Source organism: Pseudomonas sp. 20-5 (genome assembly GCF_056782835.1).
This window is the reverse complement of the sequence record NZ_CM165584.1, coordinates 6,009,574-6,027,250: the sequence shown is the minus strand read 5'-3', so window position 1 is coordinate 6,027,250 and position 17,677 is coordinate 6,009,574. Positions and strand designations below refer to the sequence as shown.

14 protein-coding genes are annotated in these 17,677 nt (G+C 65.9%); 8 read left to right on the top strand and 6 right to left on the bottom strand.

Going from position 1 to position 17,677, the window contains the following annotated elements:
- Positions 1–101: 101 nt before the first annotated feature.
- On the bottom strand, positions 102–2,111 hold the full coding sequence (gene rep, locus AC1RB9_RS27770) for a DNA helicase Rep (protein ID WP_003110454.1): 2,010 nt from the start codon (positions 2,109–2,111) through the stop codon (positions 102–104).
- Positions 2,112–2,298: 187 nt separating this feature from the next.
- Here rep and AC1RB9_RS27765 point away from each other — a divergent pair, with 187 nt between their 5' ends.
- Positions 2,299–3,975, top strand: coding sequence for a putative bifunctional diguanylate cyclase/phosphodiesterase (locus AC1RB9_RS27765; RefSeq protein WP_033873879.1), 1,677 nt, complete (start codon positions 2,299–2,301; stop codon positions 3,973–3,975).
- Here AC1RB9_RS27765 and AC1RB9_RS27760 read toward each other — a convergent pair.
- The gene (locus AC1RB9_RS27760) at positions 3,887–5,353 is read right to left on the bottom strand and encodes a NorM family multidrug efflux MATE transporter (protein ID WP_003457845.1); all 1,467 of its coding nucleotides are present in this window, start codon (positions 5,351–5,353) and stop codon (positions 3,887–3,889) included. The two genes, AC1RB9_RS27765 and AC1RB9_RS27760, sit on opposite strands and share 89 nt — an antisense overlap.
- A 148-nt stretch (positions 5,354–5,501) precedes the next feature.
- Between AC1RB9_RS27760 and AC1RB9_RS27755 the strand changes: the two genes are divergently transcribed.
- Positions 5,502–6,419 (top strand): LysR substrate-binding domain-containing protein, encoded by a 918-nt coding sequence (locus tag AC1RB9_RS27755; protein WP_003098255.1) that lies wholly within the window; start codon positions 5,502–5,504, stop codon positions 6,417–6,419.
- Positions 6,420–6,569: 150 nt separating this feature from the next.
- Positions 6,570–7,619 carry a phosphorylcholine phosphatase gene (pchP, locus tag AC1RB9_RS27750; protein ID WP_003110458.1) on the top strand — a complete coding sequence of 350 codons (1,050 nt, stop codon included), beginning with the start codon at positions 6,570–6,572 and terminating at the stop codon, positions 7,617–7,619.
- Positions 7,620–7,661: 42 nt separating this feature from the next.
- Here the strand turns inward: pchP and betT are convergent, their stop codons facing one another.
- The 3 genes from betT to AC1RB9_RS27735 all read right to left on the bottom strand — a co-directional run bounded on the left by betT (position 7,662) and on the right by AC1RB9_RS27735 (position 11,566).
- Positions 7,662–9,647, bottom strand: a complete 1,986-nt coding sequence (gene betT / locus AC1RB9_RS27745; RefSeq protein ID WP_003096496.1) for a choline BCCT transporter BetT — start codon at positions 9,645–9,647, stop codon at positions 7,662–7,664.
- Between the two features lie 124 nt (positions 9,648–9,771).
- Entirely contained in the window at positions 9,772–11,265 is a 1,494-nt protein-coding gene (locus AC1RB9_RS27740) for a YifB family Mg chelatase-like AAA ATPase (protein ID WP_003457843.1), read from the bottom strand.
- A 40-nt stretch (positions 11,266–11,305) separates the two neighbouring features.
- Positions 11,306–11,566, bottom strand: a complete 261-nt coding sequence (locus AC1RB9_RS27735; RefSeq protein ID WP_003096478.1) for an accessory factor UbiK family protein — start codon at positions 11,564–11,566, stop codon at positions 11,306–11,308.
- 439 nt (positions 11,567–12,005) lie between these two features.
- On the opposite strand from AC1RB9_RS27735, the gene glnK reads away from it, so the two are divergent.
- The 5 genes from glnK to AC1RB9_RS27710 all read left to right on the top strand — a co-directional run bounded on the left by glnK (position 12,006) and on the right by AC1RB9_RS27710 (position 16,131).
- Complete coding sequence (gene glnK / locus AC1RB9_RS27730; protein WP_003096476.1) at positions 12,006–12,344, top strand: P-II family nitrogen regulator; 339 nt, start codon at positions 12,006–12,008, stop codon at positions 12,342–12,344.
- Between the two features lie 39 nt (positions 12,345–12,383).
- Positions 12,384–13,712 (top strand): ammonium transporter, encoded by a 1,329-nt coding sequence (locus tag AC1RB9_RS27725; protein ID WP_003109815.1) that lies wholly within the window; start codon positions 12,384–12,386, stop codon positions 13,710–13,712.
- A 260-nt stretch (positions 13,713–13,972) separates the two neighbouring features.
- Positions 13,973–14,398, top strand: coding sequence for a secondary thiamine-phosphate synthase enzyme YjbQ (locus AC1RB9_RS27720; RefSeq protein ID WP_003096441.1), 426 nt, complete (start codon positions 13,973–13,975; stop codon positions 14,396–14,398).
- Positions 14,399–14,475: 77 nt separating this feature from the next.
- Positions 14,476–14,793: a transcriptional regulator SutA gene (gene sutA / locus AC1RB9_RS27715; RefSeq protein WP_003457840.1), complete on the top strand. Its 318-nt coding sequence runs from the start codon at positions 14,476–14,478 to the stop codon at positions 14,791–14,793.
- A gap of 423 nt (positions 14,794–15,216) precedes the next feature.
- On the top strand, positions 15,217–16,131 hold the full coding sequence (locus AC1RB9_RS27710; RefSeq protein ID WP_003098236.1) for a fimbrial protein: 915 nt from the start codon (positions 15,217–15,219) through the stop codon (positions 16,129–16,131).
- A 24-nt stretch (positions 16,132–16,155) separates the two neighbouring features.
- Here the strand turns inward: AC1RB9_RS27710 and AC1RB9_RS27705 are convergent, their stop codons facing one another.
- Positions 16,156–17,532, bottom strand: a complete 1,377-nt coding sequence (locus AC1RB9_RS27705; RefSeq protein WP_003098233.1) for an aminotransferase-like domain-containing protein — start codon at positions 17,530–17,532, stop codon at positions 16,156–16,158.
- Positions 17,533–17,677 lie beyond the last annotated feature (145 nt).

Here is a 17,677-nt window from a genome sequence, read left to right as displayed (position 1 = left end):
CTAATTTTGGTCGCGCGTGGAGCGGCAAAAGTTCCTCGCCCGAGGCTAGGCATCGGGCAAGACACTTTTGTGAAAATCGAGACAGTCGAGGCGCGGCGGGCTCAGCGCTTGAGCATGGCGCGGATGTCGGCGAGGGCGGCGTTGCCCTTGGCCGCCTTGACCTCTTGCGGGGCGTCTTCCATGCCTTCCCATTCGAGGTCTTCGGGGGGCAGTTCGTCGAGGAAGCGGCTCGGCGAGCAGTCGATGATCTCGCCGTATTGCTTGCGCTTGGCGGCGAAGGTCATCGCCAGGTTCTGCCGCGCGCGGGTGATGCCGACGTAGGCCAGGCGGCGCTCCTCTTCCACCGTGTCGGCCTCGATGCTGGAACGGTGGGGCAGGATCTCTTCCTCCATGCCCATGATGAACACGTAGGGGAACTCCAGCCCCTTCGACGCGTGCAGGGTCATCATCTGCACGCCTTCGGCGCCTTCCTCTTCTTCCTGCTGGCGCTCCAGCATGTCGCGCAGGACCAGCTTGGCGATGGCCTGCTCGATGGTCATGTCGCCTTCCTCGTCGCGCTCGAGGGTGTTCTTCAGTGCCTCGATGAGGAACCAGACGTTGCTCATGCGGAATTCGGCGACCTTGTCGCTGGAGGCGTTCTGCCGCAGCCAGTTCTCGTAGTCGATGTCCATCACCATGCTGCGCAGCACGGCGATCGGCTCGTTCTCCGCGCACTGTCGGCGGATACCGTCCATCCAGCGCTTGAAGCGTTGCAGGCGTTCGTGGAAACGGCTGTCGAGGTGCTCGGCCAGGCCCATCTCGTCGCAGGCGGCGTACATCGAGATCTTGCGCTGGGTGGCGTAGTTGCCGAGCTTCTCCAGGGTCGCCGAACCGATTTCCCGGCGCGGCACGTTGATCACCCTGAGGAAGGCGTTGTCGTCGTCGGGGTTCACCAGCAGGCGGAAGTAGGACATCAGGTCCTTCACTTCCTGGCGCCCGAAGAAGCTGGTGCCGCCAGAGAGCCGATAGGGAATCTGGTGGTGCTGGAGCTTCAGCTCCATCAGCTTGGCCTGGTGGTTGCCACGGTAGAGGATGGCGAACTCGCTGTACGGCCGCTCGGTGCGCAGGTGCAGGGTGAGGATCTCCATGGCGATGCGCTCGGCTTCGGCGTCCTCGTTGCGGCAGCGGATCACCCGGATCGGATCGCCGTGGCCCATCTCGCTCCACAACTGCTTCTCGAATACGTGCGGGTTGTTGGCGATGAGGACGTTCGCGCACTTGAGGATGCGGCTGGTGGAGCGGTAGTTCTGCTCCAGCATCACCACCTTCAGCGAAGGGAAGTCTTCCTTCAGCTGCATGAGGTTTTCCGGGCGCGCGCCGCGCCAGGCGTAGATCGACTGGTCGTCGTCGCCGACCACGGTGAACTGGGCGCGGTCCTTCACCAGCAGCTTGACCAGCAGGTACTGGCTGGCGTTGGTGTCCTGGTACTCGTCCACCAGCATGTAGCGCACCTTGTTCTGCCACTTCTGGAGGACGTCCGGATGTTCCTGGAACAGCTTCACCGGTTGCAGGATCAGGTCGTCGAAGTCCACCGCGTTGTAGGCGCGCAGGGTGCGCTGGTAATGCAGGTAGACGATCGCGGCGGTCTGCTCCTTGGGATTGCGGGCCTTTTCCAGCGCCTCCTCCGGAAGGATCAGGTCGTTCTTCCAGGCACCGATGTAGTTCTTGATCTCGTCGACGCCGTCGTCCCCGGAATACTCCTTCTGCATGATGTCGGTCAGCAGCGCCTTGATGTCCGACTCGTCGAAGATCGAGAAACCGGGCTTGTAGCCGAGCCGTTCGTGTTCCTTGCGGATGATGTTCAGGCCGAGGTTGTGGAAGGTCGAGACGGTCAGGCCCTTGCCCTCGCCGCCGCGCAGCAGGGTGCCGACGCGCTCCTTCATCTCCCGCGCGGCCTTGTTGGTGAAGGTCACGGCGACGATGTACTGGGCGCGGATACCGCACTGCTGGACGAGATAGGCGATCTTGCGGGTGATCACGCTGGTCTTGCCGGAGCCGGCGCCAGCCAGGACCAGCAGGGGACCGCCGACGTAGTTCACGGCTTCTTGCTGCCGGGGATTGAGTCGGGACATAGGAACAGGCCGGAAGAGAGGGTTGAAGCGGGGGCGTATTCTAACAGGCTGGCTGGCATCCGCGAGAATTAGCGTGCAAGCTGTGACCGATCCCGAGATCGTTCACGCCATTTTGCTGTAGATTCCCTACCGCATTAGGATGATGCCGTTCGTTCTTTACGAAGATTCTTAAAACTTTGGAGGTTGCTTGTCAGCGCCCGCAGAACCCTTGCGCCTGCTCCTTCTGGCGGATACGCCGGACTGGGCGCCACTGCTAGGTGAACGCCTGAGAGCGTTGGGGCCTGCCTTTTCGCTGAGCATCGTCACCACCTGGGAGGGCGCGGCCACCCTGTTCGCCGCCGAGCCCCGCGGGCTGCTCCTGGCCACGCCGGCCTGCCTGCCGCTGGGGACTCCCTGCCCCTGGCCGGTGATCCTGCTGTTGCAGCAGGAGCCGGCGCAGGCGCCGGTCGGGGTGGTCGACTGGCTGGCCGCCGAACAGCTTTCCGAGGACAGCCTGCGCCGCTGCCTGCGCTACGCGCGCGAGCGCCTGGGCTTGCAGGCGACCCTGCAACTGCTCGCCGAGCAGGATCCGCTGACCGGCATCGCCAACCGCCAGGGCTTCCAGACCCTGCTCGCGGCGCGCCTCAGCGAATTCGACGGGCGTGGCCTGGTGCTCGGCCACCTCGACCTGGACAACTTCCGTCACGTCAACGATTCCCTCGGCCACCAGGGCGGCGACCGCCTGATCCTGCAGGTGGTCAACCGCCTGCGCGGCTTCATGGAGAACGGTGACAGCCTGGCGCGCCTGGGCAGCGACGAGTTCGCCCTGCTGCTGGACACCCGTCGCGATCCGCAACGCGTCGAGCGGGTCGCCGAACGCATCGTCGAATGCCTCGGCGAGCCCTACTGGATCGATGGCGAGAGCCTGTTGCTGGGTTGCAGCCTGGGCCTCGCCCACGCCCGTGCCGACGAAGGCGCCGACCCGCTGATGTGGCATGCGCACATCGCCATGCAGCAGGCCAAGAGCCGCCAGGGTTGCACCTTCCATGTCTTCGACGAACGCATCAACCGTGGCGTGCGCAGCCTCGCCGACCTCGAAGCCGAACTGCGCCGGGCGCTGCGTCGCGACGAGCTGGAGCTGCACTACCAGCCGCGACTGTGCCTGGACAGCGGGCGCATCGTCGGCCTGGAGGCGCTGGTGCGCTGGCGCCACGGCGAGCGGGGCCTGCTCACGCCCAGCGAGTTCGTCCCGCTGGCCGAGGAAAGCGGGCTGATCGTGCCGCTCGGCTACTGGGTCATCGCCCGCGCCCTGCGCGACATGCAGTGGCTCAACGGGCGCGGCCTGGAGCCGTTGCACATGGCGGTGAACCTGTCGTTCCGCCAGTTCCAGGACAGCCAGTTGCTGCCGACCCTGCAACGGTTGATCGAAGAGCACGGCGTCGACGCGCGCTGGCTCGAGTTCGAACTGACCGAGACCGCCGTGATGCGGCGTAGCGACCAGGTGCTGCAGACCATGCAGGCGCTCGGCCAACTGGGCGTGCGCTTTTCGCTGGACGACTTCGGCACCGGTTTCTCGTCCTTCGTCCACCTCAATAGCCTGCCGATCACCCTGTTGAAGATCGACCGCAGCTTCGTCGGCGGCATGGACCAGCGGGCGGAAAACTTCCAACTGGTGCGGGCGATGATCAACCTGGCGCACAACCTCAACCTGGAAGTGGTTGCCGAAGGCGTGGAGACCCTGCGCCAGCAGGAGCAGTTGCGCGATTTCGGTTGCGACCAGGTGCAGGGCTACTGGATCAGTCCGCCGCTGCCGCTGGCGGAACTGGCGCGTTTCCTGGGCATCGGCGAGCGCTCGGCGCACCGCGGCCAGCCGCTCGGCAATTGAGCGCCGACGTCTCGCTGGCCGTGGCTTTCGGCAGCAACCGCGCGGTCTTCCACTCGAAGGCCAGGGTCAGGCCGATGGCTGCGCAGGCCAGGCCGCCGGCCAGCCCCCACCAGACGCCCGCGGCGCCCCAGCCGGCCGCGAACGCCAGCAGGCAGGCCAGCGGCACGCCGACCAGCCAGTAGCAGGCCAGGCCGACCAGGAAGGTGGTGCGGGCGTCCTTGAGACCGCGGATCGCGCCCATGGCGACGTTCTGGGTGCCGTCGAACAGCTCGAACCAGGCGGCGATCGCCAGCAGCGAGACGGCCATCGCGGCCACCTCCCGGTTGGCCGGGGCGTCGCGGTCGAGGAACAGGCCGATGATGGCCTCCGGCATCCACCAGAAGAGCCCGGCGAAGAGCAGCATGCACAGCGCGCCGAAGCCGATGCCGACACGCCCGGCGCGGCGTGCTTCGAGCAGGCGGCCGGCGCCGAAATGCTGGCCGATGCGGTAGGTGGTGGCGTACGACAACCCCACCGGCACCATGAACGCCACGTATACCGCCTGGATGGCGATCTGGTGCGCGGCCAGGGCGTGATCGCCGATGATGCCCATGCACAGGGTGGCGACCGTGAACATCCCCGACTCCACCGCGTAGGTGCCACCGATGGGCAGCCCCAGGCGCAGTATCTCCTCGACCATCGCCCGCTGCGGCCGTCCCAGTCCGCGCAGCAGCGAGTACTCGGCATAGGCCGGCTGCAGGCGGATATACAGGGCCAGCAGCAGCGGCATGCAGTTCATGACGAGGGCGGTGACCAGGCCGATACCGGCCAGGCCCAGGCGCGGCAGGCCGAACAGGCCTTCTATGAAGGAATAGTTGAGAGCCAGGTTGGCCAGCGCGCCGAGCACGCTGATCGCCATCACCGGGCCGGCGCGGTCGATGGCGCTGGTGAAGCCGCGCAGGACCATGAAGGCCATGTAGCCGGGCAGGGCGAATGTCAGGCTGTGGAGGAACTGCATGGCGCCGTCCACCGTCTGCGGCGCCTGGCCGAAGACCAGGAGCAGCGGCCGCAGGTTCCATAGCAGCAGGCCGGCGGCCAGGGCCAGCGCGGCGCCGACCCAGAGTCCGGAGCGAGCGGCCGCGGCGGCGCCAGCGGCGTCGTCGCAGCCGTGACGGATCGCCACCAGGTTGCCGACCGCTGCCACCACGCCGACACAGAACGTCGAGACGAAGGCGTAGCTGACCGCGCCCAGGCCGCCGGCGGCCAGCGCGTCGGGGCCGAGCTTGCCCATCATCACGGTGTCGGTGAAGACCATGGCGACATAGGCCAGCTGGGCGGCGATCAACGGGCCCGCCAGGCGCAGGATGGCTTTGAGTTCGACGAGGGATGGCGAGGACATGGATGAGTAAGGCTCAGGAGGAGATGGTTGCCGCGATGGCCTGTCGGCGTTGAGAATGCGGCTATTCTCGGTGCGACTGGCATGGCTCCACAAAAGGAAAAACAAGATGCCAGGCATGAGTAAAAGTCATGAAAGAGGTAATTCCCCAATGACCCGTCGCCTGCCCCCGCTGTATGCCCTGCGCGCCTTCGAGGCTGCCGCCCGGCACGCCTCTTTCACCCGCGCCGGCGAGGAACTGGCGATAACCCAGAGCGCGGTGAGCCGGCACATCCGTACCCTGGAGGAGCACTTCGGTTGTCGTCTGTTCGAGCGCCATGGCCGCCAGTTGCAGCTGACCGAGCCGGCACGCCTGCTGCTGCCCGGGCTGCGCGACGGCTTCGATGCGCTGGAACGGGCCTGCACCGCCCTGCGTGTGGACGACGCCACCCTGCGCCTGAAGGCGCCTTCCACCCTTACCCTGCGCTGGCTGCTACCGCGCCTGAGCCGCTTCCGCCACCTGAACCCGGATATCGAGGTGCAGCTCACCAGTGCCTGGATGGATGTGGACTCGGTGGACTTCCAGCGCGAGCCTTTCGACTGCGCGGTGTTGCTGGGCAGCGGCCAGTTCAGCCCGGAATGGGAAACGGCAGCGCTGTTCGCCGAATGGCTGGTGCCGGTCTGCGATCCCGACGAGGCCGTGGAGCCCTGGACCCTCCAACGCCTGCGTGACAGCGAGTTGCTGCACCCCACGCCGGATCGTCGCGACTGGCGACGCTGGCTGCAACGGACCGGGCTGGGGGAGGAGGTGTCGCTCAAGGGCGGCCAGGTGTTCGACACGCTGGAACTGGGCATCGTCGCCGCCGCGCGAGGCTATGGCGTGTCCATCGGCGACCTGGTGATGGTCGCCGAGGATGTCGCCCAGGGCCGCATCGGCCTGCCCTGGCCGGTGGCGGTGGCCAGCGGCGAAAGCTATCACCTGGTCTGGCCTCGTGCCCGCAGGGGACAGGAACGCTTCCAGCGATTGCGCGACTTCCTCCTCGCGGAGGTGGCGGCGATGCGTCTGCCCGTCGTCGAGCGGCTGGCGTGACGCCGCCGGACAACTCCTGGCGCTGACGCGACGTTACAGGTCGCTGCCGTCGCTGGGCCGGGCGCAGGGTTTGCGCTAGGGTCGTTGGTCGTTGCCTGTCGGGAGCGGCAGGGGACGGAGCTTCCTTCCAACCGCCCAAAGGAACCCGCCATGACCTTCGCCAAAGGAATACTCGCCGCGCTGGCGCTCGCCGCCGCAGTCGGCCAGGCCAGCGCCACCGAACTCGAGCACTGGCCGGCCCCCGCCGCCAGGCAACTGAATGCACTGATCGAGGCCAACGCGAACAAGGGCGCCTATGCCGTGTTCGACATGGACAACACCAGCTATCGCTACGACCTGGAAGAATCGCTGCTGCCCTATCTGGAAATGAAGGGCGTGCTGACCCGCGACAGGCTCGACCCTTCGCTGAAACTGATCCCGTTCAAGGACCAGGCCGGGCACAAGGAGAGCCTGTTCAGCTACTACTACCGGCTTTGCGAGATCGACGACATGGTCTGCTATCCCTGGGTCGCCCAAGTGTTCTCAGGCTTCACCCTCAGGGAACTGAAGGGCTATGTCGACGAACTGATGGCCTACGGCAAGCCGATCCCCGCCACCTATTACGACGGCGACAAGCTCGCCACGCTCGACGTCGAGCCGCCGCGCGTGTTCAGCGGCCAGCGCGAGCTGTACAACAAGCTGATGGAAAACGGCATCGAGGTCTACGTGATCAGCGCGGCCCATGAGGAACTGGTGCGGATGGTCGCGGCGGACCCCAGGTATGGCTACAACGCCAAGCCGGAGAACGTCATCGGCGTCACCACCCTGCTGAAGAACCGCAAGACCGGCGAGCTGACCACTGCGCGCAAGCAGATCGCCGAGGGCAAGTACGATCCCAAGGCCAACCTCGACCTGGAGGTGACCCCCTACCTGTGGACCCCGGCGACCTGGATGGCCGGCAAGCAGGCTGCGATCCTCACCTACATCGACCGTTGGAAGCGGCCGATCCTGGTCGCCGGCGATACCCCGGACAGCGACGGTTACATGCTGTTCAACGGCACCGCGGAAAACGGCGTGCACCTGTGGGTCAACCGCAAGGCCAAGTACATGGAGCAGATCAACGGCATGATCAAGCAGCATTCCGCCGCACAGGCCAAGGCCGGCCTGCCGGTGACGGCGGACAGGAACTGGGTGATCGTCACTCCGGAGCAGATCCAGTAGGCGAAACGGCGAGGGGCCGGCATTGGCCGGCCCCCGCATCCCTCAGCGCACCACGTGCAGGAAGTGCATGTGCCGCTCGTACTGGTCGAGGATGTCGCCGATCACGCCGTCGCGGCTCCAGCCCATGATGTCGTAGTCCTGGCCGCCTTCCTGGAGATGGACCTCGGCGCGGAAATACTTGCGCGACTCGCTGCTGTCCTCGGTGTCGCGCATCACGAAGCTCGGCGTGGTGAAGGCGCGCGGACGCACCTCGTAGATGAAATCGACCTCGCCGCCGTGGCTGACTTCCAGCCGAACCCGGCCGTCCTCGCCGTCCTGCACCTGGACTTCGTAGCCCTGCTTGCGCAGTTCGGCGGCGACGTCCTCGCAGGCCGGTCGCGCCACATCGGTGATGAAGCGGTTGACGTGGCTGCGCCTTGGGAACATGGCGATGTTGCGCAGGCGGCGCTGCCAACCGTCGCCCTCGCTTGCGCCGCTGCGCGTGGTGGGGCGGGAGAAGGTCAGCGCCTGGTAGCGGATGCCGCGCTTGGTGGCATCCAGGTGCAGCGCCTTGAACAGGCCCCAGATCGACGCCAGGAGCACGATGGAGAATGGCAGCGCGCTGGCGATGGTCGCGGTTTGCAGCGCCTTGAGGCCATCGGCGAGGAGCAGGGCGATGGCCACCACGCCCATCAGCACCGACCAGAATATCCGCTGCCAGAGCGGCGAGTGGTCCTTGCCGCTGGAGGCTAGCATGTCCACCACCAGCGCGCCGGAGTCGGCCGAGGTGACGAAGAACACCACCACCATCAGCACCGCCACCAGCGAGATCACGCTGCCCAGCGGGAAGTGCTCGAGGAAGGCGAACAGCGCCACCGAACTGTCCTGGTTGACCACTTCGGCCAACTGGGTGAAGCCCTCCTGCAGGACCATGTGGATGGCGGTATCGCCGAACACCGTCATCCACAGCAGGGTGAAGCCGGCCGGGACGAACAGCACGCCGCAGACGAACTCGCGGATGGTGCGGCCGCGCGAGATACGGGCGATGAACAGGCCGACGAAGGGCGACCAGGACAGCCACCAGCCCCAGTACAGCAGGGTCCAGCCGCCGATCCAGTCGGTGGGCTCGTAGGCGTACAGGTTGAAGGTCTTGTTGACGATGTCGGACAGGTAGGCCCCGGTGTTCTGCACGTAGGTCTGCAGGAGGAACACGGTCGGCCCGAGGACCAGCACGAAGAGCAGCAGGATCACCGCCAGGCTCAGGTTCAGCTCGGACAGGATGCGGATGCCGCGGTCCAGTCCGCTGGCCACCGAGAGCGTGGCGAGGCCGCAGGTGGCGGCGATCAGGGCGATCTGCACGGTCTGGTTCACCGGCCAGCCGAACAGGTGGTGCAGGCCGCTGTTGATCTGCAGCACGCCGTAGCCGAGCGAAGTCGCCACGCCGAACACGGTGCCGATGATCGCGAAGATATCCACCGCGTGGCCGATGGGGCCGTAGATACGTTCGCCGATCAGCGGATACAGCGCCGAGCGCAGGGTCAGCGGCAGGCCGTGGCGATAGCTGAAGAAGGCCAGGATCAGCGCGACGATGGCGTAGATCGCCCAGGCATGCAGGCCCCAGTGGAAGAAGGTCAGCTTCATCGCTTCCTTCGCCGCCTGCACGGTGTTCGGCTCGCCTACCGGTGGGGTGGTGAAGTGCATCACCGGTTCGGCAACGCCGAAGAACATCAGACCGATGCCCATGCCGGCGGAGAACAGCATGGCGAACCAGGTGGTGTTGCGGTAGTCGGGACGACTGTGGTCGGGGCCGAGCTTGATGTCGCCGTAGCGGCTGACGGCGAGGAACACCACGCTGATCAGGATCAGCGCCACGGCCAGTACGTAGAACCAGCTGGCGTTGGTGATGATCCATTGCTGGACGTGGTTGAACAGCGATTGCGCTTCTTCCTGGAGGAGCACGGTGAACAGCACCAGGGCCAGGATCAGGGCGGCGGAGGTATAGAAGACCGGAGGATTCAGGGTGCTCCGGGGGGTAGTGGGTGTCTCCATGTAAGCTAGCTCTCCTTGTGATCGGATTGCCCGCCGAAGGCGGAAGACGAAACAGCCTAACACATCGTGATAGCTAATTTGATTCGGAAAGCCTTAATCGATAGCTTTGCTGAATTATTACGCTTCACGTGGAGGTCGTTGCCCGATACTGCAGGGCTTCCGCCAGGTGCCGGCGTTCGATGGCATCGATGCGCTCCAGGTCGGCCAGCGTCCGGGCCACCTTGAGTATGCGATGCAAGGCGCGCAAGGAAAGTTCCAGGCGCTCTCCGGCAGCCTCCAGCCAGCGGCGGTCCGCTTCGGCGAGTGCACAATTGCGGTGCATCGCCTGGAGGTCGAGATGGGCATTGGCGCAGCCCTGGCGGGCCAGTTGCCGTTGCCGTGCGGCGCCAACCCGTTCGCTGATCTCGGCGGTAGCGGTTTCGCCGTGTCCTGGCTGCAGGCTGGTGCTTTCGCGGAGCACGCTGACGTGCAGGTCGATGCGATCGAGCAGCGGTCCGGACAGCTTGCCCCGGTAGCGCTGGACCTGTTCCGGGGTGCAGCGGCAGCGGCCGCTGGGATCGCCGAGGTAGCCACAGGGACAGGGATTCATCGCCGCCACCAGTTGGAAGCGCGCCGGGAAACGTACCCGGCCGTTGGCCCGGGCAATGACGATCTCGCCGCTTTCCAGCGGCTCGCGCAGGACCTCCAGGACCTTGCGCTCGAACTCCGGCAGTTCGTCGAGGAACAGCACGCCCTGGTGCGCCAGGGTGATCTCGCCCGGCTGCGGGCGGCTGCCGCCGCCGACCAGGGCCGGCGCGGAGGCGGAGTGGTGCGGCTGGCGGAACGGTCGCTGCGGCCAGTGCCTGAGGGGGACGTGGCTGGCCACCGAATGGATCGCTGCGACCTCCAGGGCCTCGTCCTCGTCGAGCGCCGGCAGCAGGCCGGGCAGGCGGCTGGCCAGGAGGGTCTTGCCGGTGCCCGGCGGGCCGCTGAGCAACAGGTTGTGCGCGCCGGCGGCGGCCACCAGCAGGGCGCGCTTGGCGGCGGCCTGGCCCTGGACCTCGGCCAGGTCTGGATAAGGGAAGGGCGCGCGGAGCAGGCCGCGGGCCTGGTAGGGCAGCAGCGGGGCCTGGCCGGAGAGGTGTCCGGCGATCTCCAGCAGGTGGTCCACGGCGAACACCGTCAGCCCGCTGGCCAGGCTGGCCTCTTCGGCATTTTCCTTCGGTACCACCAGAACGCGCCTTGCGTCGCGCGCCGCCAGCGCGGCCGGCAATACGCCTCGCACTGGCCGGATCGCCCCGGACAGGGCCAGTTCGCCAAGGCACTCCAGGCCGTCGAGGGCGGTGCCGGGCAACTGGCCGCTGGCGGCGAGGATGCCGAGTGCGATGGCCAGGTCGAAGCGACCGCCGTCCTTGGGCAGGTCGGCGGGGGCGAGGTTGAGGGTGATGCGCCGCGCGGGGAAGTCGAAACCGGCATTGAGCAGGGCGCTGCGCACGCGGTCCTTGCTCTCGCGCACCGCGGTTTCCGGCAGGCCGACCAGGGTCAGCGAAGGCAGGCCGTTGGCCAGGTGCGCCTCGACGCTGACGCAGGGGGCTTCGACGCCGACCTGGGCTCGGCTGTGGACAATCGCCAGGGACATGGATCGCTCCTTGATCTCACGCCGCTCGCAGGGGGAAGGATCAGTCGGCGGGCGGCGTCAGCTTGCTTTCGAGTTCCGCCACCTTGGCCTCCAGGGCTTCCAGCCGTGCGCGGGTGCGGGCGAGGACCAGCATCTGGCTGTCGAATTCCTCGCGGCTGACCAGGTCGAGCTTGCTGAAAGCGCTCTGCATCAGGGCGCGGAACTGCGACTCCAGCTCGGCCTTGGGCAACGGCGATTCGCCGGCGAACAGGCGGCTGGCTTGTTGGCTGAGGGCTTCGAAGACGGCTTTGGGCGGCAGCATGGCGAGGGTTCCGGTAACGAGTGGGCGGCAGTCTAGCACGATGTCGGCGGCGCTCGCGGGAGGGCCATTGCACACTTTTTGCGCAACTGTCGGAGCGCGTCTGCGCCTATTTGGTGCGCCGCCCGGAGGCCGGCGTTCCGCACTATCCCCGGGTTGGCGGCTAAGGGCTTGAAATCCGGCGGATTTGCCGGAGCTGGCAAGCTTTCTGCTTTGGCCGGGGTGAGGCGTGCACTGAAGCAGTACCGGTGCGGCAGATGAGGCGGTTGCGGGAGGCCGGCAGGTTGCGGCATCGAACGGCCGCAGCAGGGCCAGGTCGGGGCGGAGGGTCCCGATCATGCTTCCCAGAGGGACCGGCGCGTTACAAAGCCAGACACTGCGCTTAGACTGTCCTCGGGTTCGTTTTCCTGGGGCGAGTCCACCAAACACGGGAGAGAGTTTCATGAAGCTAGTCACTGCCATCATCAAGCCGTTCAAGTTGGACGACGTCCGCGAGTCGTTGTCCGAGATCGGTGTGCAGGGCATCACGGTGACCGAGGTCAAGGGTTTCGGCCGGCAAAAGGGCCATACCGAGCTGTATCGCGGCGCCGAGTACGTCGTCGACTTCCTGCCCAAGGTGAAGATCGACGTGGCGATCGCCGACGACCAGCTGGACCGCGTCATCGAGGCGATCACCAAGGCGGCCAATACCGGCAAGATCGGTGACGGCAAGATCTTCGTGGTGAACCTGGAACAGGCCATCCGCATCCGTACCGGCGAAACCGATACCGACGCGATCTAAGCCCAACCGAACCCCCAAAAGCCCCAGGAGAATACCAACATGACTCTGCGTAAGATCGCAGGGCTAGGAGCCCTATTGTCCCTCGCTTTGCCGGGCGTCGCCCTGGCCGCCGAGGAACCCGTCCTGAACAGCGGCGACACCGCCTGGATGCTGATCTCCACTGCGCTCGTCCTGCTCATGACCATCCCCGGCCTGGCGCTGTTCTACGGCGGCATGGTGCGAGCGAAGAACGTGCTGTCGATCATGATGCAGTGCTTCGCCATCACCGGCCTGATCACCATTCTCTGGGTGGTCTATGGCTACAGCCTGGCGTTCGATACCGCCGGGATGGAGAAGGGCGTCCTCAACTTCAATTCCTTCGTCGGCGGACTGGACAAGGCCTTCCTCAGCGGTCTCACCGCCGACGGCCTGACTTCCGCCACCGCGCTGTTCCCGGAAAGCGTGTTCATCACCTTCCAGATGACCTTCGCGATCATCACTCCGGCGCTGATCGTCGGCGCCTTCGCCGAGCGCATGAAGTTCTCGGCGATGCTGATCTTCATGGCGGTCTGGTTCACCGTGGTCTACGCGCCGATCGCGCACATGGTCTGGAGCGGTGACGGCGCCCTGATGTGGGACTGGGGCGTGCTGGACTTCGCCGGCGGCACCGTGGTGCACATCAACGCCGGTATCGCCGGTCTGGTCGCCTGCCTGGTGCTGGGCAAGCGCAAGGGCTACCCGACCACGCCGATGGCGCCGCACAACCTCGGCTACACCCTGGTCGGGGCGGCCATGCTGTGGATCGGCTGGTTCGGTTTCAACGCCGGTTCCGCCGCCGCCGCCAACGGCACCGCCGGGATGGCCATGCTGGTGACCCAGATCGCCACCGCCGCCGCGGCCCTGGCCTGGATGTTCGCCGAGTGGATCACCCACGGCAAGCCGAGCGCCCTGGGCATCGCGTCCGGCGTGGTCGCCGGTCTGGTGGCCATCACCCCGGCCGCCGGCACCGCCGGTCCGATGGGCGCGCTGGTGATCGGCCTGGCCTCCGGGGTGATCTGTTTCTTCGCCGCCACCAGTCTCAAGCGCGCGCTGAAATACGACGATTCCCTCGACGCCTTCGGCGTACATGCGGTCGGCGGTATCGTCGGCGCGCTGCTTACCGGGATCTTCGCGGCGCCGTCGCTGGGCGGCTTCGGCAGCGTGGAGGACATCGGCGCGCAGTTCTTCGTGCAGTTCAAGGGCGTGGCCTTCACCGTGGTCTACACCGCCGTGGTGACCTTCGTGATCCTCAAGGTGCTGGACCTGGTCATGGGCCTGCGGGTCACCGAGGAAGAGGAAGCGGTCGGCCTCGACCTGGCGCTGCACAACGAGCGCGGCTACAACCTGTAATACCTGCCGGCGCCCGGCTTTCCGCCGGGCGTCGGTTTGCCTCCCGCGCTCGCCTTCGCCGAACGCCATGCCCTTGTGCGTCGAAAGTCCTGGGCGCTTCCCGCGACTGCCACCACCTTTCCGCAACCGGTCTTTCAGTGACTGCCAGCGGACTGCGCCACCATCAGCTTTCACAGGTCTGCCTCTTACGCTCTTTGCTTTTTCAAATGCCGCGCTAGAATGCGCGGCGCGACGGATCGGAGCCGATTTGGAACAGCAGCATGTGGCAGCAGACCCTGATCACCTTGCGCCCGCGTCCGCGGGGCTTTCACCTCGTCACCGAGGAGATACTCGACGCCTTGCCGGAGCTTCGGCGGTGCCGGGTCGGCCTGCTGCACCTGCTTTTGCAACATACGTCGGCTTCACTGACCCTGAATGAAAATGCCGATCCTGCCGTACGCCGGGATTTCGAGCGTTTTTTCGAGCGGCTGGCGCCACGCGGCGAAGTCGGCTATGAACACAACGACGAAGGTCCGGACGACCTTCCGGCGCATTTCAAGGCCAGCCTGCTGGGCTGCCAACTGACCCTGCCGATACAGTCGGGAGGGTTGGCACTGGGCACCTGGCAGGGGATCTATCTCGGTGAACACCGGGACAGGGGCGGGGCACGGCGCGTGCTCGCCACCTGGCAGGGCGAGTCAGTATGAATTTTTTCCGGCGGCGCTCATCAAAACGCGCGGCTGGGCTATAACTAACCTGCTTTTGCAGCACCGAGAGGTTGACCATGAGCGAAGAAGAACTGGAACAGGACGAGCTGGACGGCGCTGACGAGGACGACGGCGAAGAGCTGGCCACGGCCGACGACGGCGAAGCGGACAGCGGCGACGGCGACGAGGCCCCCGCCCCCGGGAAGAAGGCGAAAGCCGCCGTGGTGGAAGAGGAGCTGCCCTCGGTCGAAGCCAAGCAGAAAGAGCGTGACGCCCTCGCCAAGGCGATGGAGGAGTTCCTTTCCCGCGGTGGAAAGGTGCAGGAGATCGAACCCAACGTGGTGGCCGATCCGCCGAAGAAGCCGGACAGCAAGTACGGCAGCCGCCCCATCTGATTTCGCGCCATCCCAAGGCCCGCCTCCCGCAAGGGATGGCGGGCCTTGTGCTATGGCGCCGGTCACTTTGACGGGCATCTCGCCCCGCCGCATCCCGGTTGGCGAGCCGATCTTTCGCCTGTTCAGGCACGGCTGGCGACGGGCCAAGGCCTTTTCCTTTCCGGTGGCAGCGCTACCGTTCCACATCGTCAACCGAAGCTGCTTGCCATCCAGGTGCTCCAAGCGGCGTCCGGGGTTGCCGGAGAGCGAGCTGTAGAGCTTGCTTAAGAATTTTCCTAGCGATTCTTAGGTGGATTCGCGGAGCCGTGTAGGTCCTGTCTTATGGCTCCTTTCCAGGTGTTCTGAAAAGATTAGCCACCCATCAAGTTCACTCCGGTTCCGGTGGATTTTCCCGGACATGCCGGACACATCGGTTGTCATCCCATGGAGTTCAAGACGTTCCGTCGAACCCTGCTGATCGCGGCAGTCCTGTTCGTTCCCGCCGGCACCAGCATGGCTGCCAATCTGTACGCTTTCGGCGGCCGCGATATCGCCGTCCCCTCGATCCTTCCCGAGGGAAACGTCACGTCGCGCTACACGTTCACTCCCATGCAACTGTGCGGCAAGCCCAGCTGCGATCTCATCGGCGTCGCTCTGTACAACAAGGGAAGTGTCTGGGACCCGGTCGATGGTCCGGACCTGAATACCAACGTGCCGGGCCTTTCGGTGCGCCTGCTGCTGGATGGCATACCGGCGAGCAGCCGTTTCAAGGGCACTTTCTCGCAAATCGCGGAGGTCCAGTTGTTCCGCAACTCGACGCCGCTCTCCGACGGCCAGTTCGCGAGCGGAGCGTTCAACTCGTACTTCCTCATTACCTACAAGGACGGGCTTATCGCGTCTGGCACCTCTTCCATCAGGTTGACCGGGAGCGTCACCACGATCAATGCGACCTGCCAGGTCGCCGACCAGACCGTGAAGCTGCAGTCGATCGCTGCCGCCCGGCTGAACGGCGTCGGCACCTACGCGGCCGTTACCCCGTTCAATCTGGTAGTGGCCGGCTGTCCTCGCGGGTACAACCGCGTCGGCTACAGCCTTCAAGCGGTGGGGGGCGCGGTGGCCGAAGGCTCGGGTGTATTGCCGCGCCTGGCGGGCAGCACCGCGACCGGCGTATCGATCCGGGTCACCGACGAGGCCGGCGTTCCGCTACGGATGGGACTCTCGTTGCCGGTGACCGCGTACGACAAGAACACCGGCGGGGCTTACTGGATCCCGATGAAAGCGTCCTATGTGCAGACCGCCGAGAAAATCACGCCCGGCTCGGTCCTGGCCGCGATGGTGATCCTGCTCGACTACCAGTGAGGCAGGGGAGGGCAAGAGCGCGCCTCACCCGAACGCCTCGAAAAACGCCAGGGCCCGCGGGTCGCTGGCATAGGCGATGTTGATACGCAGCCAGTCGCTCTCCTCGCCTTCCGGGCTGAAGCCGCTGCCCGGCGACAGCAGCACGTCCAGGCGTGTCGCCACGGCCTGCAATTCGGCGAACGGGTAGTCGCCGATACGGGCCCAGACGAACATCCCGCCGACCGGTTCGGCGAACACCTCCCAGCCGTTGTCCCCAAGCACCCGCAGGGTCGCCGCCATCTGCCGGGTCAGGCGCTGGCGCAGGCGTTGCACCAGCTTGCGGTAACTGCCGTTGGCGAGCATGGTCGAGACCACGCATTCGGCGAAGCGCTGGCTGCCGATGCTGGTGTACATCTTCACATCCGCCAGGCGCCGGATCAGCTCGGGGCCGGCGATCAGGTAGCCGACCCGTAGCGAGCAACTGAGGGTCTTCGAAAAGCTCGCCAGGTAGATCACCCGGCGCAGCGAATCGAGGGTTGCCAGGCGGGTGCTGGGGCCGTTCTGGAAGTCGGCGTAGATGTCATCCTCGACGATGTGGAAATCATGCTGCTCGGCCAGTTGCAGCACGCGGTGGGCCACTGAGGGGCTGAGGCTGGTGCCGGTGGGGTTGTGGTACATGCTGTTGGTGAAAAGGAACTTCGGCTTGTGCGCGCGGAGGATCGTCTCCAGCGCGGCGGTGTCCGGGCCGTGGCGGGTGCGCGGCACGCCGAGCATCTTCACCCCGTGGAACTTCAGCAGGTTGAACAGGTTGTAGTAGCCGGGGTTCTCCACCACCACCACGTCGCCCGGCTTGAGCAGCGTGCGTACCAACAGGTCGAGGGCATGGCTGGCGCCGGTGGTGGTGAGGATCTGCTCCGGGTCGACATGGATATCGATCAGCCGCAGGCGTTTCTGGATGTGCTGGCGCAGCGCCGGCAGGCCCAGCGGAGTGCTGTAGTCGAACAGCCCGGCGAGTTCGCTGCGGGCGACCTGGCGGATCGCGTAGCTGAGTTCCTCGACTTCCCGCCAACTGTCCGGAATCCAGCCGCAGCCGAGCTTGAGTTTCGTCGAGCTGCCGCTGAACTGGCCCCATGCGTTTTCCGCGCCTTCGTGCCATTCGCTGTCGAGGTCGGTAGTGGCGGCGGGCGCCTCGGCGACGAAGAACCCCGAGCCGTGCCGCGATTCCAGCATCCCCAGGGCGACCAGGCGGTCGTAGGCCTCGATCACGCTGGACTGGCTGAGCTGGTTTTCCCTGGCCAACTGGCGTATCGACGGAATCCGCGTGCCGGCGCGGACGCGATTGCCGCGGATCCAGCCGCTGACCCCTGCGACGATCTGCTGCACCAGCGGCTCGCTGGCATTGCGGTCGATCCGGAGGTGCATGTCTGACTCACTGTTCGGTTTTTTCAGGCGAACAGTTAAGCACAAATCCGAACAGCTGTTACTTGTTCCGTAGCGCCGCCGCGCCGGATAGTCGACGCCTCTTCTCGCGGGCTAGCCAATGCCCACCGCTCTGCCGCGGCAGGCC